Genomic DNA, 23,926 nt, shown 5'->3' with positions numbered 1-23,926 from the left:
GATGAGCTGGGGATTCGAGAACGACCCCGAGGTCCAGGAGGAGCTCGACTGGGTCGAGGAGTTCGTCCGGGACGAGATCGAGCCCGTCGACCAGGTGATCGAGCACGCCTGGAACCCGCGGGACCCGGTGCGCAACGCGCTGATCAAGCCCCTGCAGCAGCGGGTCCGTGAGAAGAAGCTGTGGGCCTGTCACCTGGGCCCGGAGCTGGGTGGGCCCGGCTACGGGCAGCTGCGGCTGGCGCTGCTGAACGAGAAGCTGGGCCGCACCCACTCCGGGCCTGTGGTGTTCGGCTGTCAGGCCCCGGACTCCGGCAACGCGGAGATCCTGGCGCACTACGGCACCGACCACCTCAAGAAGACCTACCTCGAGCCGCTGATCGAAGGCGACATCGTGTCGTGCTTCTCGATGACCGAGCCGCACGGCGGGTCGGACCCGACGGGGTTCCGCACCACCGCCCGCCTCGAGGGCGACGAGTGGGTCATCAACGGGGAGAAGTGGTTCTCCTCCCACGCCCTGTGGGCGGAGTTCCTGATCGTGATGGCGGTGACCGAGCCGGACGCTCCGGCACACAAGTCGATGTCGATGTTCGTCGTGCCCGCGGACACCCCGGGGATCGAGCGCGTCCGCGACGTGTCCGTGTGGGGGCACGACGAGCCGGTCGGCAGCCACAACTACCTGCGCTACACCGACGTCCGGGTGCCGGCGGAGAACATCCTCGGCGAGCGCGGCCAGGCCTTCGCGGTGGCCCAGACCCGCCTCGGCGGCGGCCGCATCCACCACGCGATGCGCACGGTCGGGCTGGTCCGGACGGCCTTCGAGATGATGAAGCGCCGCGCGGTGTCCCGGACCAGCAAGGGGGAGCGGCTCGCGGACAAGCAGCTGGTGCAGGAGATGATCGCGGACTCCTGGATCCAGCTCGAGCAGTTCCGGCTGCTGGTGCTGCGCACGGCCTGGCGGATCGATCAGTACAACGACTACCGCAAGGTCCGCGCGGACATCTCCGCGGTCAAGGCGGCCATGCCGAAGGTCCTCGCGGACGTCGCCGGGCGGGCCATCCAGGTCCACGGCTCGTTGGGCATCAGCAAGGAGCTGCCGTTCGGCAAGTGGGTCATGGAGTCCTTCCACATGGGACTCGCCGACGGGGCCACCGAGGTCCACAAGGTCAACCTCGCCCAGGCCCTGCTGCGCGGCACCGAGCCCGACGACGGCCTGTTCCCGCCCTACATCATCCCCATCCGTCAGGCGGAGGCCCGCGAGCGGTTCGCCGACGTGCTGGCTGCCGTGGACGATGGTGAGCACGCATGATCCCCCGGCTCACCCCGGACGCCGACGCCGAGGACCTGCGCGCGGCGGTCCGCGACTTCCTGGCACGGCACACCGAACCCGCCCGAGAGCCCGACCAGCCATGGGACCCGACGGTGTGGAAGCGGTTGGCAGGCGAGCTCGGCGTCGTGGCCCTCGACGTCCCGGAGGCGGCGGGCGGTGCGGGCGCGACCTTCCGCGAGGTCGGCGTGGTCGCCGAGGAGCTGGGCCGGTCCCTGGCCCGACTGCCTTGGTTCTCCACGGCGGTCCTCGCCGTGGGGGTGCTGCTCCACGCCGGGGGGAACGACGAGCTGCTCGCCGAGCTGGCTGCGGGATCGACGACCGCGACCCTCGCGGACCGCGAGGCGCCGAGCGGGCAGGCCACCCGGGCGGAGGAGGACGCCGGCGGGTGGCGGCTGACCGGGGGCAAGACGCTCGTCGTCGAGGGCGCCACGGCGGACCTGCTGTTCGCCGTCGCCGCGGTCGACGGGCAGTCCGCGCTCTTCGTCGTCGACGCGGAGGCCGACGGCCTCACCCGCGCGCCGATGCGGGCGCTGGACCCCAACCGGCAGCTGGCGGACGTGGTGTTCGACCGGACCCCGGCGACGCTGCTCGCCGCGGACGCGCAGGCGGTGCTCGACCGCGTGCACGACCGCGCGGCCGCGGCGCTGGCCTGCGAGCAGACCGGGGGAGCAGCGGCGGCCCTGGAGCTCTCCGCGACCTACGCGGCACAACGGCTGCAGTTCGGCCGCCCGATCGGCAGCTTCCAGGCGATCAAGCACCGGTGCGCCGACATGGCTGTGCAGGTGGAGGCGGCCCGCTCGGCGTCGCTCTGGGCCGCGGCCACCGCCGCGGACGATCCCGCGGAGCTGCCGACCGCCGCGGCCACCGCCGCCCTCGTGTGCGGCGACGCCTACCGCTGGGTCGCGGCCGAGACCGTGCAGGTCCACGGCGGTGTCGGCTTCACCTGGGAGCACCCCGCGCACCTGCACGTCCGGCGGGCGGCGACGACGGCCGTCCTGGTGGCCGAGCACGCCGCGCACCGGGAGACCCTGCTCGCACGGCTCGGCATCTGAGAACACTTCGACGCAGAGAGGCGACGACGCATGCCCGACGCACCGACCCCGACCGACCTGGTCGACCTCCTCGTCCTCGGCGGCGGCATGGCGGGCATGACCGCCGCCGCCCGCGCCGCCCGGTCCGGGCTGCGGGTGGCCGTCGTGGAGCGGGCCCCGGAGCTGGGGGGATCGGCGCAGTTCGCCGGCTACCTCTGGACCGCCCCGGACACCGCGACGATGGACGAGATCAACCCGCACGGGGATCCGGAGCTCAAGGCCGCCGTGGTCGGCCGGTTCGCCGACGCCGTCGCGTTCCTCCGGGACCTGGAGGTCCCCGTCGCGGACGCGGTCACGATCCTGCGGTTCGGCCGCGGCCACGCGTTCGACACCAGCCTCTACATCGACACGTGCCGGCGAGCCGTGCTCGCACAGGGGTCGGTCACCACCGGCGCGCACACCACGAAGCTCACGATCGACGCCGAGGGTCGGGTCTCCGGCGCGGACCTGCGCCTCGCAGACGGCTCGACCCACACCGTGCGGGCCGGTGCGACCCTGCTGGCCACCGGCGGGTTCCAGGCGGACGCGGAGCTGCGTGCGCGGTACGTGCACGCGCAGGCCCGGGACGTGGCCCTGCGCTCCAACCCCTGGAGCAGCGGCGACGGGCTGCGGCTGGCCACCGAGGCGGGCGGGGCCGTGACCGGTGAGGGAAGCGGCTTCTACGGGCACCTGGTCCCGGCCCACGTGGACCTGGAGCCCGAGCACTTCGTGGACCTCGCCCTCTACTACAGCGAGCACGCGCTGCTGTTCAACCTCGCCGGCGAGCGCTTCGTCGACGAGACCGTGGGCGACCACCTGACCACCATGGCGCTGCTCGACCAGCCGGAGGGCCGAGGCCTGCTGGTGACGGACGCCCGCGGCTACCGCGAGTACATCACCGGGTCCTATGTGGAGGGCGCGCCCGCCACCGACAAGTTCGCGCTGGCCCGGCGGAAGGGCGGCCGGTGCGTCGTCGCCGACGACGCGGACGACTTCCGCGCCATGCCGGAGGAGTGGGGCTACGACGGGGAGCGGATCGCCGACGAGGTGGCCCGGCTCGCCGGCGGGGCGCCGCCGAGCCCGCCGCGCACGATCGACCCGCGGCCGCTCGCCGAGGCGCCCTACTACGTCGTCGAGGTCGCGACCGCGCTCACCTTCCCGTTCGCCGGGATCCGGATCGACGCGCGGGGACGGGTCCTCGGCGCGTCGGGGGACGTGGTGCCCGGGCTGTACGCGGCGGGATCGGACGTCGGCGGGATCTATGCCGGCGCCTACGCGGGCGGCATCGCCGCCGCCGCCGCGACCGGCCTCGCCGCGGCGGACGACGTGGTGAGCGCGAAGTGAACCCGGTTCGGGCACGCGGCTAGGCTGAGCCACCGGACGAGGGAGTGGTGATGTGAGCATCGAGGCTCTGACCGAGGCGGACGACGGGCCGCGGTCGAAGCGGCCCGCGATCCTGGCCGCGGCCGTGGAGTGCTTCGGCGAGGTCGGCTACGAGGCCACCAAGTGGTCCGAGGTGGCGGACCGGGTCGGCATCGGGCAGACCGCGCTCTACCACTACTTCGAGTCCAAGGCGCACTGCCTGCTCACGATCATGCGGCTCGGGCTGCGCAACTCCGACGCCGCCTTCCGCGAGGCCACGGCGGGGGCGTCCAGCTCGTCGGACGCCCTGCGGGCCGCGGTCGAGGCCGCGTACGCGCTCTCGCCGCAGGAGGTGCAGCAGAACCGCATCCTGCAGAGCAACATCGCCCTGCTGGCCAACGAGCGGGCCTCGCGCCGCGAGGAGACCGAGCGGCAGGCGTGCCGCGAGCTCGTGGCACAGGTCGAGCACAACTGGGCGGAGCTGCTCGAACGCGGGATGGCCGCGGGGGAGTTCCCCCGCCGCGACCCGCAGATGATGGCCCGCAGCCTGCTCGGCCTCGTCGTCGGCGTCTGGCGCTGGTACCGGCCCGGCGGCCCGCTCGAGCTGCGGACCATCTCGGACTTCATCACCGGGTGCTGCGTGCGGATGGTGGCGGGCCGGGAGCCCGACGCCGGCTGACCCCCTTGCCTCCGGGCCCGGGCCTGCCTAGTCTGAACTCAATCAAACTGAACTCAGCTCAGTTTTGTGGGGCCGGTCGGTCGTGGACCCTCCACACGGGGCCCACCGTCAGGGAGGACGGTCGACATGATCATCGAGGACTACTACGCGCAGCTCGACGGCGCGACGCCGCTGGCCGGGCTCGACCTGGTGGAACCGGACGTCGAGTTCCTCATCGCGCTGCCGGGCCAGGAGATCCGAGGTTCCGGCCGGGCCGATCTCGAGGCGTACATCGCCGGGCGGCCCGCCGTCGGACGGCGCCACCGGATCGTCTCCCGTGGGACCGACGGCGACCTGGAGATGGTCTACGGGATCATCACCGAGGGCGACGGCCGGGGGACCGGCTCGTTCTCCTCGGTGGCGCTGGTGTCGCCGGACAAGCGCCTGGTCCGCTACCAGGCCTTCTTCCACCCCACGTTCGGCATGTTCCCGCTGCCCACGGGCGGTGCCGCGTGAGCGCCCCGTTCCTGGCGAAGTGGTTCGACACCCTCGACGGCGGTTCCCCGGACGACATCCTCGACATGATCGCGCCGGACTTCCGGTTCTCGATCGTGTTCGGCACCGGCGGCGAGGCGGCCCGGGACTTCGCGGGCGGCCGGGAGGCGATGGAGGGGTACCTCCGCCAGCGGGAGAAGGGCGTGCTGACCCATCACGTGTTGTCCGCCTCGACCGTCGGATCCGACGAGCTGGTGCTGGGTCAGGCGCGGCGCGGCGGGAAGTTCGAGTCGACGTTCGTCGCCGCGGCTCGGCTGGACGACTCGGGGCAGGTGGTCGGTCTGATGATCGGCCGCTCCCCGGAGTTCGACATCGAGGCCTGAGACTCAAGAGGAGACCGGAGATGTTCAACCTCGCCCTGCTCGCCGCCCGTCCCTCGGACTGGACCCACGAGCAGTTCATCACCTGGTGGCGCGGCGAGCACGCCGAGGTGACCTACCCCCTGCCGGGGCTGCGGGCCTGGCGCCACACCGCCGTGTCGAGCGCGCTCGAGCCGCGGTCGGAGGGCTGGGACGGCCTGTCCGTCCTGAGCTTCGACGACGAGGCAGCCGCCCGTGCCGCCCTCGCGAGCGACGAGTGGGCCGCCGCGGTCCGGCACGTGGGCGCCATGCGGGGCAAGCGGATCGCCCTGCTCGGCGACGAGCGCGAGATGTTCCGGGCCTGACGATGCGACAGCTCGTTCTGGACCTGGACCGGCGCGCCGCGGCGGCGCCGGACGACGTCGTCGCGATCGACGCCGACGGCCCGCACCGGCTCGCCGCGATCCTGGAGCAGGGCGCCGCGCTGGCCGCGGCGCTGCGCGAGGCGACCGGCCCCCGCCCCACGCTGCTGGTGCAGGCGGACAACTCGTGGCGCACCGTCGTCGCCGCCGTGGCAGTGGGCAGGCTCGCGGGCACGCTCGCCCTGATCAGCAGGCACGCGACTCGGCAGGAGTTCGCCACGGCGTGCGAGGACATCGACCCGGACGCCGTCGTCGCCGCCCCCGGCATCACCCAGGACTGGGCGGTCGGGCTCCCTGCGGCGGCCGAGGTCCTGGACGGCTGGCGGCTCGCGGCCCGGCCCGCCCGCGACGGCGGCCGGTGGCGGGGTGGGGTGGTCATCGGCCTGACCTCGGGCTCGACCGGCCGCGCCAAGGGTGTGGTGCAGTCCGAGGCGTCGCTGCGCTACGCCGGGCAGGCCACGATCGACGCGGTCGGGCTACGGCCCGGGGACACGGTCGCCGCACTCGTCCCGCTGTCGTCCGCCGCCGCCGTCTGCTTCGGCCTGTACCTGCCGCTCATGCTCGGCGGGCGCGTGCTGCTGGCTGACCGCTGGGACCCGGCCGCCGCGGTCGACCTGATGGCCGAGCACGAGGCCCGCTGGACGATGTGCGTGCCCACGATGGCGCTGCAGATGGGCGGGGCCGCCCGCGAGCCGGGCCTGCTGACCGCGATGACCGCGATGACCGTCGGCGGGGGTCCGATGGACGCGGGCGCGCTGGGCCGGGCCGAGCAGCACCTCGGGACGCGCTTCCTGCGGGTCTTCGGGATGTCGGAATGCCTGGGCCACACCACCTCGCTCCCCGACGACACCCCCGAGAAGCGGCTCGGCACCGACGGCATGCCCTTCCCGGGCACCGAGCTGCGCGCCGTCGACGAGGGCGGCGCGCCGCTCCCGGGCGGGGCGACCGGACGGGCCCAGGTGCGCGGCCCCTCGCTGTTCGAGGGCTACGCGCGGGCCGGGGCCGTGGTCCCGCCCGAGCTGACCGCGGACGGGTTCTTCCCGACCGGCGACCTCGTCGAGACCGCTTCGGACGGCACGATCTCGATCAAGGGCCGGGAGAAGGACATCATCATCCGCGGCGGGCGCAACATCGACATCACCGAGGTCGAGACCGCGGTGGCCCGCCATCCGCAGGTCGACCAGGTCTGCGTGGTCCCGGTGCCGGACGAGGTGCTGGGGGAGCGGATCGCGGTCCTGCTGGTCACCGAGCGGGCCGATCTCGACCTCGCCGAGCTGCAGCGTCACCTCGGCGAGCTCGGCCTGACGAAGGGCAAGTGGCCGGAGTTCGTGTTCCGGGTGGAGGCGCTGCCGCAGAACCGGGTGGGCAAGCTCTCCCGCGCCGACGCGTCCCGGCTGGCCCGCGAGCTGCGGGACGGGGCCCCGGCGTGACGACGGCGGCCCGCCGGTTCGAGGGCTCGGTCGCCGTCGTCACCGGGGCCGGCTCCGGCCTCGGGACCGCCGCGGCAGAGCGGCTGGCCGCCGAGGGGGCCACCGTCGCGCTGCTGGACCGCGACCTGCGGGCCGTGGCCGAGCTGGCCGACGAGCTCCCCCACGCCACCGCGCACGAGGTCGACGTGACCGACGCAGCCGCCGTCGACGCCGTGATCGACACCGTGATCGACACGGTGGCCGCCCGGCACGGTCGGATCGACGCCCTGGTCAACAACGCCGGCGTGGTCGGCCCGCAGGTGCCGGTCCACGAGACGACCGACGCGATCTGGTCGACCGTCATGCGGGTCAACGCCGACGGCGCGTTCCACGTGCTGCGCGCGACCCTGCGGGCCATGGTCGCCGGCGAGGGCGGTGCCGTGGTGAACATGGCCTCCTCGTCCGGGTTGTCCGGCAAGCCCAATATGGCGCCGTACAGCTTCTCGAAGGCCGGGATCGTCGGGCTGACCCGCTCCGCGGCCATCGAGTACGCAGCCTGCGGGGTGCGGGTCAATGCCGTTGCCCCGACCGCCGTCCGTACACCGCTGGTGGAGCAGCACATCCAGAACGCGCCCGACCCGTCCGCGATGGAACGCCTGGTCACCTCCCAGACACCGATCCCCGGGCTGCCCACGCCCGCGGACGTCGCCGGGGTGGTGGCGTTCCTGCTCTCTGCCGAGGCCGCGTGGATCACCGGCCTCACCGTGCCTGTCGACGGCGGGTACCACGCCACCTAGCAGTCACCATCCACGACCTCAGGGCCACGGCCCGGGTCGACGCAGCGCGAAGGAGCGCCGATGTCCCAGGTCACCCCCGAGGAGGCGGCCCGAACCGGCCGGCGGGCGAGTATCGCCGCCGCCGTCGGTACCGCCATCGAGTACTACGACTTCGCGATCTACGGCTACCTCGCCGTCGTCCTCGCGCCGTTGTTCTTCCCGAGCCAGGACGGGCTCGTCGGCGTCCTGTCGACGCTGGTCGTCGTGGCCGGCGGGTTCGCCGCCCGCCCGCTCGGTGGAGTGATCTTCGGGCGGATCGGTGATCGACGTGGCCGGCGCATCGTGCTCATGGCGACGGTGAGCCTGATGGGCGTCTCGACCGTGCTGACGGGACTCCTGCCGACCTTCGCCACCCTCGGCGTCGCCGCGCCGATCCTGCTCGCCGTGCTCCGGATCGTGCAGGGCATCTCTGCCGGTGGCGAGATCGGAGGTGCCGCCTCGTTGGCGGCCGAGTCCGCCCCGTCGCGACGCCGCGGCCTGTTCGGCTCGGCCACGTCCGTCGGTGTCGCGCTGGGCCTCGCGGGTGCCGCCGCGGCCGTCGGGACCGTCACCGCGGTCACGACGCCCGAGCAGCTCGCCTCGTGGGGCTGGCGCATCCCGTTCCTGATCGCAGGCCCCCTCCTGGTCGGCGCGGTGCTCTACCGGATGCGGGTGGAGGACTCGCCGGTCTTCAAGGAGATGGTCCAGGAGTCCGAGCCGGTCAAGGCTCCCGTGACCGAGGTCCTCCGAAACCACGGGGGTTCGGTGGTGCGGACCGTCGGCATCGTCTATGCCACGTTGACGACCGGCAGCCTCGCCTCGGTGTACATCCTGGTGCACCTCTCAGCGGTGCTCGGGTACTCGCTGACGGGTTCGCTGTGGTTGATCGTGTTGATCGTGCTGCTGCCGGTCGGGGTGGTGCCGTTGGCCGGCGCACTGAGCGACCGGTTCGGGCGTCGAGCCGTGCTGGCAGCGGCGGCGCTCGGGTTCGTCGTCCTGGCGGTGCCCTGTTACTGGGTGATGCAGCAGGGCTCCCTGGTCTGGGCCATGGTGGCGGCGATCATCCTGAACATCCCCTTCGCCGTGCAGCAGGGCGTGCTCTACACCCTGCTCCCCGAGCTGTTCCCGACACGCGTTCGCTACACCGGCGTCTCGATCGGCTTCAACATCGGCGGAGTGCTGGGCTCGGGCCTGGTCTCGGTGATCGCGACCGCCCTGGTCACGTTGACCGGCAACACGTTGGCGCCCGCGTTCTACTTGATCTTCGCTGCCCTCGTCGGCCTCGCGTTCGTCGCGATCACCCGCGAGACCTCGCGAGACACCCTCGGGAGCGAGGACACCGAGAACTCGACGCTCGGCAGTTCGTCCACCGCGCAGACCTGAGCAACGGCGACGTACTGTTTGACCTTCCCCCGCTTCCACGGGCTCGGTGATCCTCGCCCGACATCCCGAGGACACGCTGCACGTGGGCGGTCCGCAACTTCGGCGGTCACGACATGCGGGCCTGGCCGACCAGATCGCCGAACTGGGGCGGCGCTGCGGCATGTCACTCTATGAGCCGCGGTAGACCTTTCCCGTCGAGGGCGACGCCGGCCAGGCGTGCGCGGCGACCGCGGAGCGGTTGCGTCGGAAGCCGATCTCGTCCGCCACGGTCGGTGAGCTCCTTGATCATGAGCAACGATGTGTGTCCGCAGCTGTGGTTGGCTGTAAGCGGTGACCAAAATGGTGACCGGTCGCCCGTCCTCGGTGCTCCCCGAATGTCGCCCAGAGCGCCGGACGGACCCGTTCGGCGAACTCCCGCATCACGTCTCGGGCAGTGGCCAGCGGGTCTGGAGCGCCAGCTCGGTCACGCCGGCCTGTTCGGCCTCCCGGATCTGCTCCACGACCTCGTCGACGGTGCCCACGATCGTGACCGCCCGGACGGCGTCCTCGGTCAGGAACGTGCGCTCGGCGGCGGGCAGCCAGGTGGCGTGGCCGTCGTGCAGTTCGAGGTAGCGGCGGTCCTCGGGGGTCTCCATCCCGGCGACGTGCGCGCAGTACTCCTCGCAGAAGGGTCGGAAGGGCGGCGGGACGGCGTCCTCGTCCTCCCGGATCGACCACATCTCGTAGGCGAAGTGGATCGCGGCGCCCACCCAGGAGTCGGTCATCGCGAGCACGCGCGACGAGGTCGCCGACTCGCCTTCCGCCAGCACGACGACGTTCGTCATCGACGTCGTGGCGAAGTCCGGAGGAAGGGCGCGGCCGGACCGGGCGGCGCCCTCGGCCACCAGCTCAGTGGCGCCCTCGACCTCGTCCGGGCGGGTCACGGCGATCGGGACGACACCGTCGCCCTCCGCGCCCGCGAGGCGCAGGGCGCGCGGGCCGTTGGCGCCCACGACGACCGGGATGGGGTGGTCGAGGTCGACGAACCCCTGGTCGCGGATCAGGACGCGGGTGTGTGCGCCTCCGCCGAGGTCCACCTCCTCGCCCGCGAGCAGACCGCGCACCGTGCGCACGTAGGTCCTGAGCTCACCGACGGGCATGGGCTTGCGGCCCATGACCCGCATCGACGTGTGGCCCGTGCCGATACCGAGAAAGGTCCGGCCCGGCGCCAGCTTCGCCACCGACGCGATGGAGTGGGCCGTGACGGGTGCGAGCCGGGTGCCGGCCGCGGCGACACCCGGGCCGAGGGCGATGCGTTCGGTGTGGGCCGCGGACCCGGAGAAGAACAGGGGGCCGAGGTACATGGCGGCGGCGGTCGAGCTGGCTCTGAGCGAGGCTCGAGCCAAGCACGGCCTCGGCACTGGCGGCGATCGGCTGGCTGGCAAGGCGCCGCCGCGCCGCCCGCTCGGGGCGCTCTCGGCCATCTGCGGGAAGGCGGCGCTGCCGGCGCCGGACCGGTCGAACGACGGGTTGCCCAACGCGGTCGCCTTCGTCCCTGTTCCTCGCCTCCGACGACCTGGACGTGGCGACGCGGTGGGCAGCACTCGGCATCCCGTTCTCACGGCTGTCGGAACCGGACCTCGACGCCGCGGTCCGCGCTCCGCCGCCGCCGACTCGCACCGACTCGGAGGACCCCCGGCCCGGGCGGGACCATCCGGCTCGACCTCGGCTGCACGCTCGAGCGACGCAGCGCCGAGCGACCCGCGGCGATCGACGACTCCGCCGAGCGGACGGGCGACGAAGCCGATCGCGGAGCACGCAGACGTCTGTGCGGTCCGCCTGGCGACATCGCCCGCGGGTCCGGCGCGCGGCTGGTCGTCCTCGGTGCCCGAGTTGGCACCTCGGGACGACGGAGCCCGCGGCGCTCGCTGCCGGCGAGCGGGCGCGCGGAATGGTGCTCGCCGATCCAGGCCTCGTCGTAGCCCAGCGCATCGAGGCGCTGCGCTCCGGTTGGCCGAGGCCGCGCTGCGCACCGCGGAGCTGCTGGCTGTCCGTTCCGCTCTGCCCGTGGAGGCAGTTCGATGAGCCGGCTCTACATCCAGGACGTCACCCTGCGGGACGGCATGCACGCCGTCCGGCACCGCCTCGACCCGGCGGACCTGCGCCGGATCGCCGGCGCACTCGACGCGGCCGCGGTGGACGCGATTGAAGTCGCCCACGGCGACGGGCTCGCCGGGGCGAGCCTGACCTACGGCCCGGGCAGCAACACCGACTGGGAGTGGATCTCCGCGGCCGCGGAGGTCGTGGAGCGCGCGGTGCTGACCACGTTGCTGCTGCCGGGGATCGGCACCGTGCACGAGCTGCAGAAGGCCCATGATCTCGGGGTGCGGTCGGTCCGGGTGGCGACCCACGCGACCGAGGCCGACATCGCGGTGCAGCACATCGGCAGGGCCTGCGACCTGGGGATGGACGTCTCGGGCTTCCTCATGATGTCGCATCTGGCGCCGGCCACGGATCTGGCGAAGCAGGCGAAGATCATGGAGGATGCCGGCGCGCGGTGCGTCTACGTCACCGACTCCGGCGGCCGCCTGACCATGGACGACGTCCGCGACCGCGTGCGCGCCTACCGGGACGTCCTCGACCCGGCCACTGAGATCGGCATACACGCCCACGAGAACCTCTCACTGTCGGTCGCCAACTCGGTGGTCGCCGTCGAGGAGGGGGTGACGCGGGTCGACGCGTCGCTCGCCGGACAGGGCGCGGGGGCGGGGCAACTGCCCGATCGAGGCGTTCGTCGCGGTGGCAGATTTGCGGGGCTGGAGGCGCGGCTGCAACCTCTTCGCCCTGCAGGACGCCGCCGACGACCTCGTGCGGCCGTTGCAGGACCGGCCCGTCCGGGTCGACCGCGAGACGCTGAGCCTGGGCTACGCGGGGGTCTACTCCAGCTTCCTGCGCCACGCCGAGCGGGCGGCGCGCGAACATGGCCTGGACACGCGCGACATCCTGGTCGAGGTCGGCCGCCGCGGGCTCGTCGGCGGTCAGTAGGACCGGCTACACGACCAACCTCCCCCTCGCGGATCTCACCGGCGGGAAGGCGTGGGTGGTGTGGTCGGTCGACGGGGAACCGCTGCCCGCCGAGCACGGCGGCCCGGCTCGGCTCCTCGTCCCCACCTCTCCTTCTGGAAGAGCGCCAAATGGGTCTCGGGTCTGCAGTTCATGGACCACGACGAGCCGGGGTTCTGGGAGCGCAACGGCTACCACGACCGCGGCGACCCCTGGCTGGAGCAGCGCTATCAGGCTGACTGAGTCGCCCGCGCCGACACCCTGAGGCGGCCATCCGTCGCCGCGATGGTCGCGGAGTTGCGGTCGACCATGGAGACCATGGAGGCCGAGCTCCTTCGGCCGTGACCGCTATCCGGTCTCCGAGGCGGCAACGCTTTCTCGGAAGTCCGTGGGCGAGCATCCGTAGTGCGCCCGGAACGCACGGCTCAGATGGGACTGGTCGGCGAAGCCCCATCGGCCGGCAAGCTCTGCCAGAGAGCGCCGCTCGGTCTGCGACGAGAGCTCGCGGGCGCACCCCTCCACCCGAAGGGCGGCCACGGTCTTTCCGAAGCTGCGTCGATCTCCCTCGAAGAGCCGATGGAGCTTGCGCACGGAGATGCCGAACCGTCCGGCGACGTGATCGGCCGTCAGCCGGAGGTGAGCGACGTTGGCGGCGAGATACCTCACGATCGCCGCTCGAAGCGCGGCGTCGACGGACTCGCGGGACGTGTCCCGCCAGGTGTCGTTGGCGCCTGTGGCGGCGGCCAGCACGGAGCTGAACGCGATGTCCGCGGTGTCCCGTGCCCGAGGATCCAGATCCCCGACGTTGCGCCAGAGCGATGTCATCGTCGACGCCACCAGGTTGGCAGAACCTGCGACGGTGGCGTCATGGGCGACCGCGGTGAAGCCACGGCCGTCGGCGAGCAGCGGAAGTACCTGGTCGCGAGGCACTCGGAAGGACAGGACCTGCCACTCCTGGTCCGGTCCGTCGCCGACGAAGTCCAGCCGGTACTCGCTCGTGGTGTCGAACAGAGCGAAGCCGCCCGGCTTCACGACGCACGTCCGGTCCCCCTGACTACCGACGCAATGGCCACGCAGCTGCAGGTTGACGAAGACGTGGTCGGAACGAGTCCGGCGGACCTCGGCGGGCCCGTGAAGGATCAACTGGCTCTTCGAGGTGACCTCCGCGCAGTTGGTCCCGCTCAGCGGCGACGAGCGGACCCAGCTCGCTATGCCCGGATCGTCGGGCGCCCGTCCCCGCCGGGCGTCGGCGCGCTGGGCGGCCAACGGGGTGAAGGCCTCGCAGATCACCTCTCGCCAGTAGCTGAACTGCTCGCCGGTAGGCCGGTCCGCGGTGGTCCAGTACCGCACGTCGGCCTCCCCTCGGCCTCGGGCCGTGCCACTCGCACGGCGGGTGACCACCCTCCGTTGCCAGTTCTGTGAGGCTGCAACTGTAGCGGTGAGAACGAGGCCGAGGACAGGTTCGGTACGAGCGAGGTCAGGCGCGCAGCTCGGGGAACTGGTCGTCGCGCCACTCGTACTCGTGTGCGGCCTCGGGCTCGTCGGTCTTGCGCTGCCGGAGCTCGACGCGTCGGATCTTGCCGGAGACGGCCTGGGGCAGCTCGATGAACTCCAGGCGTCGGATCCGCTGGAAGGGGGCGAGCTTCTCGCGGGCGTGCCTGAGGATGGAGAGGGCGGTCTCCCTGTCGGGCGCCCACCCTGCCGACACGGCCACGTACGCCTTCGGCCGGACCGGATCGGGTGCGGGGACGACAGCCGCTTCGGTGACGGCCGGGTGCTCGATCAGCACGCTCTCGAGCTCGAAGGGTGACACCTTGTAGTCCGACGCCTTGAACACGTCGTCGGTCCGGCCGATGGAGAAGAGGTAGCCGTCCGCGTCTCGGGAGGCGACGTCCCCGGTGTGGTAGAGCCAGCCCGCCATCGCCTCGTCAGTGCGTTGCGGATCCTCTACGTAACCGGTCATGAGGCTGGTCGGGTGCCGCGAGAGGTCGATGCAGATCTCGCCCTCGTCCTCGGTGGCCTCTCCGGTCAGCGGGTCGGCCAGGACGATGGGAACGCCGGGCAGCGGCCTGCCCATCGAGCCCGGGTTCACCGCCGAGCCCGGCGAGTTCCCGATCTGTGCCGTCGTCTCGGTCTGTCCGTACCCGTCGCGCAGCGTCAGACCCCAGTGTGCGTGCACCTGTTCGACGACCTCGGGGTTCAACGGCTCCCCCGCGGAGATGACCTCGCGGAGTGGTCCCGGCCCGTCGGACAGGTCGGCCTTGATCAGCATCCGCCAGACCGTTGGCGCGGCGCAGAAGGTCGTCACCTCGTGGGAACGGATCTGGCCGAGCAGAGCGGCCGCGTCGAAGCGCGCGTAGTTGTAGACGACGATCGTCGCTTCCGCGATCCACGGCGCGAAGAAGCAGCTCCAGGCGTGCTTTGCCCACCCCGGGGAGCTGATGTTCAGATGGGTGTCGCCGGGCCTGATGCCGAGCCAGTAGGTCGTCGCGAGGTGGCCGACCGGGTACGACACCTGGGTGTGCTCCACCAGCTTCGGTCGGCTCGTCGTGCCGGAGGTGAAGTAGAGCAGCAGGCGGTCCGCCGCGGTCGTCCCCGGGTGCGGGAGCGCCTCATCCGGGGCCGTGGCGGTGTCGGCGTAATCGCGCCAGCCCGCGGGCGCCCCACCGACGGCGACCCTGACCAACGAGTCGGCGATGCCGTCGAACTTCGCCGCGTCGGCAGCGTTCGCCACCACGCACCGAGCTCCACCACGCGAGAGCCGGTCGGGCAGGTCGTTCGCGCCGAGTGCCGTGGTCGTCGGCATGATCACCGCGCCGATCTTCATCACCGCCAGCAGGGCCTCCCACAGCTCGACCTGGTTACCGAGCATGAGGAGGACGCTGTCACCTCGTCTGATCCCCTGCTCGACGAGCCAGCGTGCGACCTGGTTGGACCGCAGCCGAAGCTGTTCGAACGAGTACGCGGCAGTGCTGCCGTCCTCCTCGACGATGCGCAGTTCGTCGCGCTCGACGCCGGTGGCGATGAGGTCGAACCAGTCGTGCGCCCAGTTGAACGGACCGTCGAAGACGGGCCATTCGAATCCGGCGACGGCCTTGTCGCGATCGAAGCCGGTCACGATGTTGACGACCCCAGGCGGGAAGCCGGCCTCCTCGAACAGCTCGCCGAGCAGCAGTGCGGTCAGGGGCGTCTGCTCGGCCGGCTTGAGGACCACGGTGTTGCCGGCCGCGAGTGCGGGGGCGATCTTCCAGGCTGCCATAGGCAGCGGGAAGTTCCAGGGCACGATCTGGCGGCAGACGCCGAGCGGCTCACGCAGCGTGTAGGCGTGGAACTGCGCACCCTCCGGGGCGAACGGCATCGACACGTTGACCGTCTTGCCCTCGATCTTCGTTGCCCAGCCTGCGTAGTAGCGGAAGACGTCCGCAGACCACCCCACGTCCACGACCTGGGCGATACCGGCCGACTTGCCGTTGTCCAGCGACTCGAGCTGCCCGAAGACCTCAGCGCGCTCCGAGAGCAGGTCACCGATCCGCCAGATGAGTGGCCCGCCCTTCACCGGTCTCCTGTTCCAGATCTGGACACGTGAGGGACATCTGCACATCCATCCCACGGCGTGTGCAGTCCTGTTCAAGCCATCGCGCGTCCCAATGGCCACCATCGTCCTTCGACGTCCGCACGCAGTGAGGCGTACGGACACGAAGCCGAAGGGGAGACTATGACGCTGGACTTCACGCTGGACACGGACCAGATGGCGGTCCGGACGCAGGCTAGGGAGTTCGCGAGCACCGTGCTGAGCGGCGTTGACGACGCCATCGCGCCGTTCGGCAAGCCCGAGGAGCGGTTCTACGCCCTCAAGCCCTTCTTCCAGCAGATGGTCGACGCGGGGTTCGTGAAAGCGCTCATCCCCGCCGAGTACGGCGGCGCGAAGTTCACCTCGCTCCAGTTCGTCCTGGCCGTCGAAGAGATCGCTCGCGTCGACGTCAACGTGGCGTCGGCCGTCCTGGGCACCGGACTCGGTCTCTACCCGATCGTGAACTTCGGCACCGAGGAGCAGAAGCGCCGGTTCTTGACGCCCTTCGGCGGGAGCGAGCCCAGGCTGGCCGCTATCGCCTACACCGAGGTCACGGGCGGAGCGAACTACGACTCCCCGGACCCGAAGGTGGGTGTGCAGACCTTCGCCCGGATCGAGGGTGACGAGATCGTCCTGAACGGGGCGAAGCACTACACCACGAACGCGTCCGGCTGGGACGGCAAGGGTTCCGACCTGATCAGCGTCGTCTGTCGGACCGATCCGGCGCTGCCCCCGCAGGAGTCGCTGGCGATCGTCGTCGTCGAGCGGGGAACCCCCGGCGTCGAGATCACCGGGATGATCGACACCATCGGCCACCGCGCCACCAACTCGCCGCGGGTCGAGTTCAAGGACGTGCGCGTCCCGCTCAGCAACATGATCGGCCGGCCCGGTGACGGCATCACGATGGTGAAGAGCGCCTTCTCCTGGACCTGCGCGCCGATCGGCGCCGCGTGTGTCGGACGGATGCGTGCGGCGTTCGAGTACGCCTACGAGTTCGCGAAGACCGACAGCCGCTCGGGCCCGCACCCGGTGATCGAGTACCAGAACGCCGGCTACATGCTCGCCGACATCAAGATGCGCATCGAAGCCGCGCGGTACCTGTCCTGGAAGGCCGCGGACCACTTCGACAAGACCGACGGCCAGGACCGCGAGCTGGCCAACATCACCAAGGTCTACGCCTCGGAGCTGTCCGTGCAGACCGTCTACGACGCCATGCGGTTGGTCGGCGTCGACGGCTACGGGGACAAGACGCCGATCGCCGCGATCATGCAGGACGTCCTCTGCTTCCCGGTCTATGACGGCGGGAACATGGGTGTGCGGCGCCGCGCGCTGCACGAGCAGTTCATGGAGCCGAGCTACGACCACCTGGCGCTGGCGGAGAACCGTCTCTCCACGGGGAGCTGATCGACGGGATCCAGGGTGTCGACGGCGTGCGGGCGGATCGCCCGCACGTCGTCGTCGTCGTTGTTGTTGTTGTCGTCGTCGTCGTCGTCGTCGTCGAGGGACAAGACAGCGATGAGCCCCTTCGAGCAAGCTCCTCCGAGGTCACACAGCTCGACCCCGCCGGTGCCGGGTCGACGCCACCGACCGGGCCGAGGAATCCCTACGAGGACGACGTCAGCGTCAATCGATACCTGGGGTAGGACCCGCCACGGCTGACGGGAAGGGCGGTTCCGGAGCGGTCAGACCCGCGTCTGGTACTCCCGTGATATCTCCACCAGCAGTTGATGCATCGCCAGTTCAGCGGGAGCGCGGAGCCGGTCTTGACGGTGTGCCACCAGGATCCGGCGGGACGGAGCGTCTCGCCCCAGCCCCAGGACCCGGACGTCCGGATGGGTGGTCGTCACGGCGGTTCGCGGTGCGAGGGCAACGCCGAGACCGACGCTGACCATCGCCTGCGCTTCCTGGTAGTCGTTGGCCTCGAACGAGATGCGCGGAGAGAAGCCGGCGGCGCGGCAGCTGCGTTCGAGCACCTCGGCGACCGGATGGTCATGAGCCCGGACGATCCAGTCCTCGGTGGCGAGCTCCGACATCGTGGTGTGGCGGCGGCGGGCGAGGCGATGGTCGGCCGCGACGACGAGGACAGTGGGGTCGTCGAGGAGTGGAGTGAGCGAGAACTCGGCCGGATCGAGCCGGTTCCACTCGTAGTCCCACAGCAGGGACAGGCCGACCGTGCCGCTCTCCAGCATGGCCATCAGCTCGTCGAAGCGCGCGCTGCGCACGTCGAGACGGATGTCGGGATACTGCCTGCGGAAGCGGCTGACGACCAGTGGTAGCAGCGCGCTGGCGACGGTGGGGAAGGTGCCGACCGACAATGTGCCCCTGCGCAGGCCGGCGAGCTCGGCGAGGTCCGCCTCGGCGGCCTCGAGGCGTCGCACGAGATGTCTGGCGTGCCCCGCGAGAAGGGCACCCGCCTCGGTGGGGCGCACTCCCCGCGCTTGTCGGTGCAGGAGCGGTTGCCCTGCTTCGACCTCGAGACGACGCAGCTGTTGCGAGACGGCGGAGGGTGAGTAGCCGAGCTGCTCAGCCGCAGCGGTCATCGACCCGGAGTCCAGGACCGCTGCGAGCAGGGCCAGCCGGCGGATGTCGAGCACAGGGGTCCTCCAGAACGGACGAGCAAGTTTCGCGCTCAGGGTGCAGCTCTTCGCTGCGTCGCGCCACTCTACTTCAGGCAGGAGTGAGCCCCTGGTCAGGCCATACGGTGATTCAGTGCCACTCCAGGGGTCTGCGACGGCGATCTAGCGTGAAGTAAAGCTTCACAGGTCTGCCGGTACTCGTGATTGTGCTGTAGGCCCGTCCCAGGTCATCTTGGCTCCAGTTCGCATTCGGCAACGGCGGCCGTCACCGCCTCGACAGGAGTGGCAGTGCGAGACATCTTCGCGACCTGGATGCGCGGCGGGACCAGCAAGTGCTGGGTCTTCGAGCGCGACTCGCTGATGGTGCCCGGGCAGTCCGTCGACGAGGTCCTGCTCCGCCTGTACGGGAGCCCCGACCCTCGCCAGGTGGACGGCGTCGGTGGAGCGACCTCGACGACCAGCAAAGCCGTGATCCTCGCGGAGAGCGCCCGGCCGGGCGTCGACGTCGACTACACGTTCGCGCAGGTCGGTATCGCAGACGGGCAGGTCGACTGGACCAGCAACTGTGGGAACTGCTCGGCCGTCGTCGGACCCTACGCACTACGGCGCGGTTGGGTCGTCCCCTCCGGCACGACCTCCCAGGTCCGGGTCTACAACACCAACACGGACCAGCTGATCGTCCTCGAGGTCTCGACACCGGGGGGTCGGCTGTCCGAGGAGGGCACGGACTTCATCCCCGGGGTCGCCCATCCGGGGCTCGGAGTCCGGATGTGGTTCGTCGACCCCGCAGGTCGGACGACGGGTGCGCTGCTGCCGTCCGGACGTCCGGTCGATGAGCTCGACGGGGTACCGGTGAGTCTCGTCGACGCCGGAGCGCCCGTCGTCCTCGTCCCCGCAGCATCCCTCGGACTCACCGGCGAGGAGTCTCCCGCCGAGATCGACGCCGACGCCGCCATGCTCGAGCGGCTCGACCGGATCCGGCGGCTGGGCGCGGTCGTGATGGGGTTGGCGGACACCCCCGACGAGGCCGCGCGAGCGACGCCCAAGCTGGCGGTCGTCGCCCCGGGGCGGTCCGGTCGGTCCGACCTGTCGATCCGCATGATGTCGATGGGACGTACCCACCCCGCACTGGCCGTGACCGGCAGCATCGCGCTGACCATGGCGGCCCGCGAGTCGGGTACCGTCCTCCACGACCTGGTCCGCGACGGCCGGGACACGCTCGACCTGGACACGCCGGCCGGGGTGGTGACGACCCTGATCTCGAGCCGGGATGGATCGCCCGCCGTCGGGGTGTGGCGGACTGCGCGCCGCCTCGCCGACGCGCAGCTCGCGCTTCCCGAGCAGGTGTCCTCCGCGGGCACCCGTCTCACCATGGCAGGCCACGTCCACGCCGCCTAGACCCTGGCGCCCGCTCGACCCGAGCGCCACTCGAACTCGACGGCTTCTCGACACCTGAAGGACAATGATGTCACCCCAACTGCTCTCGATCCTGATCCTCGGCGGGATCTTCGTCATCGCGACGCTCCTGCCGATCAACATCGGGATCCTCGCCTTCGTCGGCTCCTTCGTCGTGGGGACGTTCGTCCTCGGCCTCGACGAGAAGGAGATCTTCGAGGGCTTCCCCGTCTCGCTGTTCGTGACCGTCGTCGGTGTGACCTACCTGTTCTCGGTCGCCAAGCTCAACGGCACGATCGATCTCCTGGTGGATGCCGGCGTCAGACTCGTCCGCGGCCGCGCGATCCTGGTCCCGTGGGTGCTGTTCGTCGTGGCCGCGGTCCTCACCGCCCTCGGCACGTTCACCCCGGCCGCGGTGGCACTGCTCGTCCCGATTGGTATGAACTTCGCGTTCAAGTACCGGATCAGTCCGCTGATGATCGGCATGATGGTCATCTGCGGGGCCCACGCGGGTGCGTTCTCGCCGATGGCCGTCTCCGGGGCGCTGGTGTTCGGCATCGTCGCCGAGTCCGGCCTGTCCGTCTCCGCGGCGGTGCTCTTCTTCGCCAGCATGGCGTTCAACCTGCTGCTCGCCGCCGTCACCTATGTCCTGCTCCGCCGCCGCGGCGAGGAGAGCTTCGACGAGCGCCCGTCGTCGGACGACGACGGCTCTGCCGAGCTGCCCGCGGGTGGGGGAACGGCCACGCTGGTGAGACCGAGCCGCGTCACGGTCAGCGCGAAGCAGACCGCCACTCTGGTCGCACTGGTCGGCCTGGTCATCGGCGCACTCGCCCTGCACCTGCAGATCGGCTTCCTGGCCCTCGCCGCGGGCGCTCTGCTCGGGCTGATGGACAGGGAGAACCTCGGGAAGGCCATCGACGGCATCAGCTGGCCGACGATCCTGCTCGTCGCAGGCATGGTGACCTACGTCGGCGTGCTCGAGCACGCGGGCACCATCGAATGGGTGTCGCACGCCGCCGTCGGGATCGGCGCGCCGCTCGTCGTGGCCCTGCTGCTCTGTCTGACGGTCGGTATCACCTCGGCGTTCGCCTCGTCCACGGCCATCCTGACCGCGGTGATCCCGATGGCCATCCCGCTGCTGCTCACCGGCTCGCTGCCCGCCGCGGGTGTCGTCGCCGCCATGGCCATCTCCACCACTATCGTCGACGTCTCGCCCTTCTCCACCAACGGTGCGCTCGTGCTGGCGAACGCCCGCGGGGTGGACCGCAACCGCTTCTACAAGCAGGTGATCACCTACACTTGCGCGATCGTCGCGCTCGGACCCGTCGCGGCGTGGGCCGTCTTGGTTCTTCCCGGCGCCTTCTAGATGTGGTGACCCAGGACATCGACATCATGGTCGACTCCCGACACCGCCTCCGCTCTGATGCGTCCCATACTTCGTCGACTAATCGGTGTTTTCGGCCCGACACGCCGGGCGGAGGTCCGGCGGGATGGGCACTGTGAGTGATGACATCGGACCTTGTGAGTCCCCGAGCTGACGATCTGGGCTGATGTTCAGTCGCAGTGGTCGTGATCAGATGTAAGCGGTGACCAAAACGGCGACTGCCGGTGCTGTACTGGTTCGGCGGCGCGGGAGACGGATCTGCCGAGATCCGTAGCTTATCCGGCCGGCCCGGCGAGCGGGACAGCCGCCGGAACCCGAGTCTGCGCTGCGATGGCGGTGGGATGGTCGGAGGTCTGGCTCAGCCGAGCCAGGCCGTGATGGCCTGGAGGGCGTCGGTCAGCAGGTGCTTCGGTCCCTCGAAGTAGTGGCCGGAGCCCCGCACGGCGAGGATCCCCTTGCGCGGGTCGAGGGCCGCGTCGTAGAGCGCCTGGGCCATCGAGGGGAAACACCCCTTGTCCCCGGTGCCGTAGGCGACGAACACCGGCACCGACACCTGCTCGAGGCAGGTCGGGCCGTGCCCGTTGGTGTCGGCGACGCTCCACTGCGAGAGCCAGGACCGCAGGGTGCTCACGCTGCCCAGGGTGACCGGGCGCAGGTTGGCCGACTGCGGGTCGCCCCACAGCGTGCCGGGCTCTCGGTCGGACGGGTCGAGCGTGGTGTCGAGGAAGCGCGGGTCGGCGCAGGTGCCGTGGATGTGGAAGGGCAGGTCCGGGACGCTGTCGCCGTAGTTTTCGGCGAGCAGCCTGAGCTGGGATCTGGCCCACGCGGTGATGCGGTCCATCCGGTCGGCCTGGGCCTGCCGGTAGGTGCGGACCCAGCCCCGGTCCAGCGGCAGCGCCCGGTCGGCGAACAGGTCCAGTTCCGGGTCGCGGCGGAACGGGTCCTGTTCGTCGACGACCGCGGGGTCGAGCCACCCGCGCAGCAGATCGGCCCGGCCGGCGTGGGCGTTGAGCATGACCAGGTCGTCCGCCGGGGGAAGGACGGCGCGGGTGAGGTCCGTGCCACCCCCGCCCGGCGCGTCGAGCACGGTCGGCTTCTCGGCCTGGGACTGGTAGAACGCCGCCAATCCGCCGCCGCCGGAGTTCCCGACGAGCACGACCCGGCGGTAGCCCTCGTGCTCGCGCAGGTGCCGAATGATCGACCCGAGGTCGGCGACGCAGTTCTCCAGGATCACCTGGGTGTCGTTGCCCGCGTAGCGGGTGACGGCCCCGACGGCGTCGAACCCGAGCGCCGCGGTCGGGCTCAGCGCGTAGTGCCCCACGAAGTTCGAGCTGGGGTGGCAGAACAGCAGCACCGTCTCGGTGGTCTCGCCCGGGACGGCGCGTTCGCGCCCGCACCACAGCAGCCCGGCGGCGCGGGCGATGCCGGAGTAGACGTCCCCGCCCATCTGGTCCTGCATGGGCACGGGCAGCAGCTCACGCACCGGTGCGTCCCTCCTCCAGGGTGGCCCAGGTGAACGGGTAGTCGGGGTCGGTGATCCCTGCGGCCGCGGCGGAGACGAGCAGCGGCCGGTGGGTGTCCACCATGACCTGGTACTCCTCGGCGCGCTGGGCGCCCAGAGCCCGCTCGACGTTGCCCGGGTGCGGGCCGTGGATGAACCCGGCCGGGTGCACGGTGACCGACCCGACGCCGACGCCCGTGCCGCGGCGGGTGTTCGCCGCCCCACCTGCGTAGAACAGCACCTCGTCGCTGTCGACGTTGGAGTGGAACGGCGGGATCGGGACCGACTCGGGGTGGTAGTCGAGCAGCCGGGGCACGAAGTTGCACATGACGAAGCCGGGCGCCTCGAGGATCTGGTGCATCGGCGGGGGCTGGTGCAGGCTGCCGGTGATCGGCTCGAAGTCCTTGATGTTGAACGACCACGGGTACATGCCGCCGTGCCAGCCGACGACGTCGAGCGGGTGGTGGCGGTGGATGTGGCGGGTCAGCCCGGTGCGGGTGCGGACCACGACCGGCACCTGCTCGCCCTGGCCGGCCACGAGTTCGGTGGGGCGGCGGATGTCGAGCTCGCAGTACGGGGTGCCCTCGATGAACTGCCCGCGTGCGGACAGGTAGCGCGAGGGCGGGTCGATGTGCCCGGTGGCCTGCACGAACAGCAGGCGCAGCTCGCCGCCCGTCGGGACGCTCCAGCGGTGGATGGTCGAGGTCGGGACCACGACGTAGTCGCCCTCGGCGATGTCGATGCGGCCGAAGGTCGACTCCAGGGCGCCGCTGCCGCTCTCGACATAGGCGAGCTCGTCGCCGACGCTGTTCTTGTAGAGCGTGCTGTCGGTGGTGGCGACGGCGTAGGAGATCTTGACGTCGTCGTTGCCGAGCAGCAGGACGCGGTCGAGCGCGGCGTCGCCCTTGGCGGGCAGGTCGTGCAGCGTGAGGTGCAGCGGGCTCATCGGGTCGTTCGGGACGAGCCGCTCGTCCGGGGTGGGAAGCGCCTCGATCGCAGTCAGCGCGCTCGGCGGGTAGCGGTGGTAGAGCAGTGAGGTGTCACCGACGAACCCGTCCTCGCCGATCAGCTCCTCCCAGTAGAGGGTGCCGTCCGGCTGGCGGAAGACGGTGTGCCGCTTGCGCGGGACCTCTCCGACGCGGGTGAAGTACGGCATG

At 71.1% G+C, this 23,926-nt stretch carries 21 protein-coding genes and 2 pseudogenes; 17 read left to right on the top strand and 6 right to left on the bottom strand.

Going from position 1 to position 23,926, the window contains the following annotated elements:
- Nucleotide 1: 1 nt before the first annotated feature.
- The 10 genes from AB0B41_RS12045 to AB0B41_RS12000 all read left to right on the top strand — a co-directional run bounded on the left by AB0B41_RS12045 (nucleotide 2) and on the right by AB0B41_RS12000 (nucleotide 9,300).
- Nucleotides 2-1,306: an acyl-CoA dehydrogenase family protein gene (locus AB0B41_RS12045; RefSeq protein ID WP_358201936.1), complete on the top strand. Its 1,305-nt coding sequence runs from the start codon at nucleotides 2-4 to the stop codon at nucleotides 1,304-1,306.
- Nucleotides 1,303-2,379, top strand: a complete 1,077-nt coding sequence (locus AB0B41_RS12040) for an acyl-CoA dehydrogenase family protein (protein WP_358201934.1) — start codon at nucleotides 1,303-1,305, stop codon at nucleotides 2,377-2,379. The genes AB0B41_RS12045 and AB0B41_RS12040 overlap by 4 nt, the downstream gene beginning before the upstream one ends.
- Nucleotides 2,380-2,409: 30 nt before the next feature.
- A complete protein-coding gene (locus tag AB0B41_RS12035; protein WP_358201932.1) occupies nucleotides 2,410-3,741 on the top strand; it encodes an FAD-dependent oxidoreductase in 1,332 nt (443 codons plus the stop codon).
- Nucleotides 3,742-3,793: 52 nt separating this feature from the next.
- Nucleotides 3,794-4,438, top strand: coding sequence for a TetR/AcrR family transcriptional regulator (locus AB0B41_RS12030; RefSeq protein WP_037048929.1), 645 nt, complete (start codon nucleotides 3,794-3,796; stop codon nucleotides 4,436-4,438).
- Nucleotides 4,439-4,564: 126 nt separating this feature from the next.
- Complete coding sequence (locus AB0B41_RS12025; protein WP_358201930.1) at nucleotides 4,565-4,933, top strand: nuclear transport factor 2 family protein; 369 nt, start codon at nucleotides 4,565-4,567, stop codon at nucleotides 4,931-4,933.
- On the top strand, nucleotides 4,930-5,295 hold the full coding sequence (locus AB0B41_RS12020) for a hypothetical protein (RefSeq protein WP_232872613.1): 366 nt from the start codon (nucleotides 4,930-4,932) through the stop codon (nucleotides 5,293-5,295). The genes AB0B41_RS12025 and AB0B41_RS12020 overlap by 4 nt, the downstream gene beginning before the upstream one ends.
- 20 nt (nucleotides 5,296-5,315) lie before the next feature.
- Nucleotides 5,316-5,636, top strand: a complete 321-nt coding sequence (locus AB0B41_RS12015; RefSeq protein WP_232872612.1) for an EthD family reductase — start codon at nucleotides 5,316-5,318, stop codon at nucleotides 5,634-5,636.
- Nucleotides 5,637-5,638: 2 nt separating this feature from the next.
- Nucleotides 5,639-7,123: a fatty acid--CoA ligase family protein gene (locus AB0B41_RS12010; RefSeq protein ID WP_358201927.1), complete on the top strand. Its 1,485-nt coding sequence runs from the start codon at nucleotides 5,639-5,641 to the stop codon at nucleotides 7,121-7,123.
- Nucleotides 7,120-7,899 carry an SDR family NAD(P)-dependent oxidoreductase gene (locus tag AB0B41_RS12005; protein ID WP_358201925.1) on the top strand — a complete coding sequence of 260 codons (780 nt, stop codon included), beginning with the start codon at nucleotides 7,120-7,122 and terminating at the stop codon, nucleotides 7,897-7,899. The genes AB0B41_RS12010 and AB0B41_RS12005 overlap by 4 nt, the downstream gene beginning before the upstream one ends.
- A gap of 60 nt (nucleotides 7,900-7,959) precedes the next feature.
- Entirely contained in the window at nucleotides 7,960-9,300 is a 1,341-nt protein-coding gene (locus AB0B41_RS12000; protein WP_358201922.1) for an MFS transporter, read from the top strand.
- Nucleotides 9,301-9,719: 419 nt separating this feature from the next.
- On the opposite strand, the gene AB0B41_RS11995 is transcribed toward AB0B41_RS12000, so the two are convergent.
- Nucleotides 9,720-10,643: an LLM class flavin-dependent oxidoreductase gene (locus AB0B41_RS11995; protein WP_358201920.1), complete on the bottom strand. Its 924-nt coding sequence runs from the start codon at nucleotides 10,641-10,643 to the stop codon at nucleotides 9,720-9,722.
- Nucleotides 10,644-11,360: 717 nt separating this feature from the next.
- On the opposite strand from AB0B41_RS11995, the pseudogene dmpG reads away from it, so the two are divergent.
- The 3 genes and pseudogenes from dmpG to AB0B41_RS11980 form a co-directional block, all read left to right on the top strand.
- Nucleotides 11,361-11,999: pseudogene (dmpG, locus tag AB0B41_RS11990) on the top strand (4-hydroxy-2-oxovalerate aldolase); the annotation flags it as partial.
- A gap of 79 nt (nucleotides 12,000-12,078) precedes the next feature.
- On the top strand, nucleotides 12,079-12,324 hold the full coding sequence (locus AB0B41_RS11985; protein ID WP_358201919.1) for a hypothetical protein: 246 nt from the start codon (nucleotides 12,079-12,081) through the stop codon (nucleotides 12,322-12,324).
- Nucleotides 12,325-12,328: 4 nt separating this feature from the next.
- Nucleotides 12,329-12,585: pseudogene (locus AB0B41_RS11980) on the top strand (molybdopterin-dependent oxidoreductase); the annotation flags it as partial.
- Between the two features lie 105 nt (nucleotides 12,586-12,690).
- Here the strand turns inward: AB0B41_RS11980 and AB0B41_RS11975 are convergent.
- Entirely contained in the window at nucleotides 12,691-13,692 is a 1,002-nt protein-coding gene (locus AB0B41_RS11975) for a helix-turn-helix domain-containing protein (protein ID WP_358201916.1), read from the bottom strand.
- Nucleotides 13,693-13,819: 127 nt separating this feature from the next.
- A complete protein-coding gene (locus tag AB0B41_RS11970) occupies nucleotides 13,820-15,943 on the bottom strand; it encodes an aldehyde dehydrogenase family protein (RefSeq protein ID WP_358201998.1) in 2,124 nt (707 codons plus the stop codon).
- 114 nt (nucleotides 15,944-16,057) lie between these two features.
- On the opposite strand from AB0B41_RS11970, the gene AB0B41_RS11965 reads away from it, so the two are divergent.
- Both AB0B41_RS11965 and AB0B41_RS11960 read left to right on the top strand, forming a co-directional pair.
- The gene (locus AB0B41_RS11965) at nucleotides 16,058-17,317 is read left to right on the top strand and encodes an acyl-CoA dehydrogenase family protein (protein ID WP_358201914.1); all 1,260 of its coding nucleotides are present in this window, start codon (nucleotides 16,058-16,060) and stop codon (nucleotides 17,315-17,317) included.
- Between the two features lie 26 nt (nucleotides 17,318-17,343).
- Nucleotides 17,344-17,556 carry a hypothetical protein gene (locus AB0B41_RS11960; protein WP_358201912.1) on the top strand — a complete coding sequence of 71 codons (213 nt, stop codon included), beginning with the start codon at nucleotides 17,344-17,346 and terminating at the stop codon, nucleotides 17,554-17,556.
- A 39-nt stretch (nucleotides 17,557-17,595) separates the two neighbouring features.
- On the opposite strand, the gene AB0B41_RS11955 is transcribed toward AB0B41_RS11960, so the two are convergent.
- Entirely contained in the window at nucleotides 17,596-18,507 is a 912-nt protein-coding gene (locus AB0B41_RS11955; RefSeq protein WP_358201909.1) for a LysR family transcriptional regulator, read from the bottom strand.
- Nucleotides 18,508-18,777: 270 nt separating this feature from the next.
- Here AB0B41_RS11955 and AB0B41_RS11950 point away from each other — a divergent pair, with 270 nt between their 5' ends.
- Both AB0B41_RS11950 and AB0B41_RS11945 read left to right on the top strand, forming a co-directional pair.
- Complete coding sequence (locus AB0B41_RS11950; protein ID WP_358201906.1) at nucleotides 18,778-19,887, top strand: PrpF domain-containing protein; 1,110 nt, start codon at nucleotides 18,778-18,780, stop codon at nucleotides 19,885-19,887.
- 67 nt (nucleotides 19,888-19,954) lie between these two features.
- Nucleotides 19,955-21,250 carry an SLC13 family permease gene (locus tag AB0B41_RS11945; RefSeq protein ID WP_358201904.1) on the top strand — a complete coding sequence of 432 codons (1,296 nt, stop codon included), beginning with the start codon at nucleotides 19,955-19,957 and terminating at the stop codon, nucleotides 21,248-21,250.
- Nucleotides 21,251-21,626: 376 nt separating this feature from the next.
- Here the strand turns inward: AB0B41_RS11945 and AB0B41_RS11940 are convergent, their stop codons facing one another.
- Both AB0B41_RS11940 and AB0B41_RS11935 read right to left on the bottom strand, forming a co-directional pair.
- Complete coding sequence (locus AB0B41_RS11940; RefSeq protein WP_358201901.1) at nucleotides 21,627-22,751, bottom strand: alpha/beta hydrolase; 1,125 nt, start codon at nucleotides 22,749-22,751, stop codon at nucleotides 21,627-21,629.
- Nucleotides 22,744-23,925, bottom strand: a complete 1,182-nt coding sequence (locus AB0B41_RS11935) for a homogentisate 1,2-dioxygenase (protein WP_358201899.1) — start codon at nucleotides 23,923-23,925, stop codon at nucleotides 22,744-22,746. The genes AB0B41_RS11940 and AB0B41_RS11935 overlap by 8 nt, the downstream gene beginning before the upstream one ends.
- Nucleotide 23,926 lies beyond the last annotated feature (1 nt).

It is taken from the genome of Pseudonocardia sp. NPDC049154, from assembly GCF_040648315.1.
Lineage (GTDB): Bacteria > Actinomycetota > Actinomycetes > Mycobacteriales > Pseudonocardiaceae > Pseudonocardia.
This window is presented reverse-complemented; position numbering and strand designations above follow the sequence as displayed.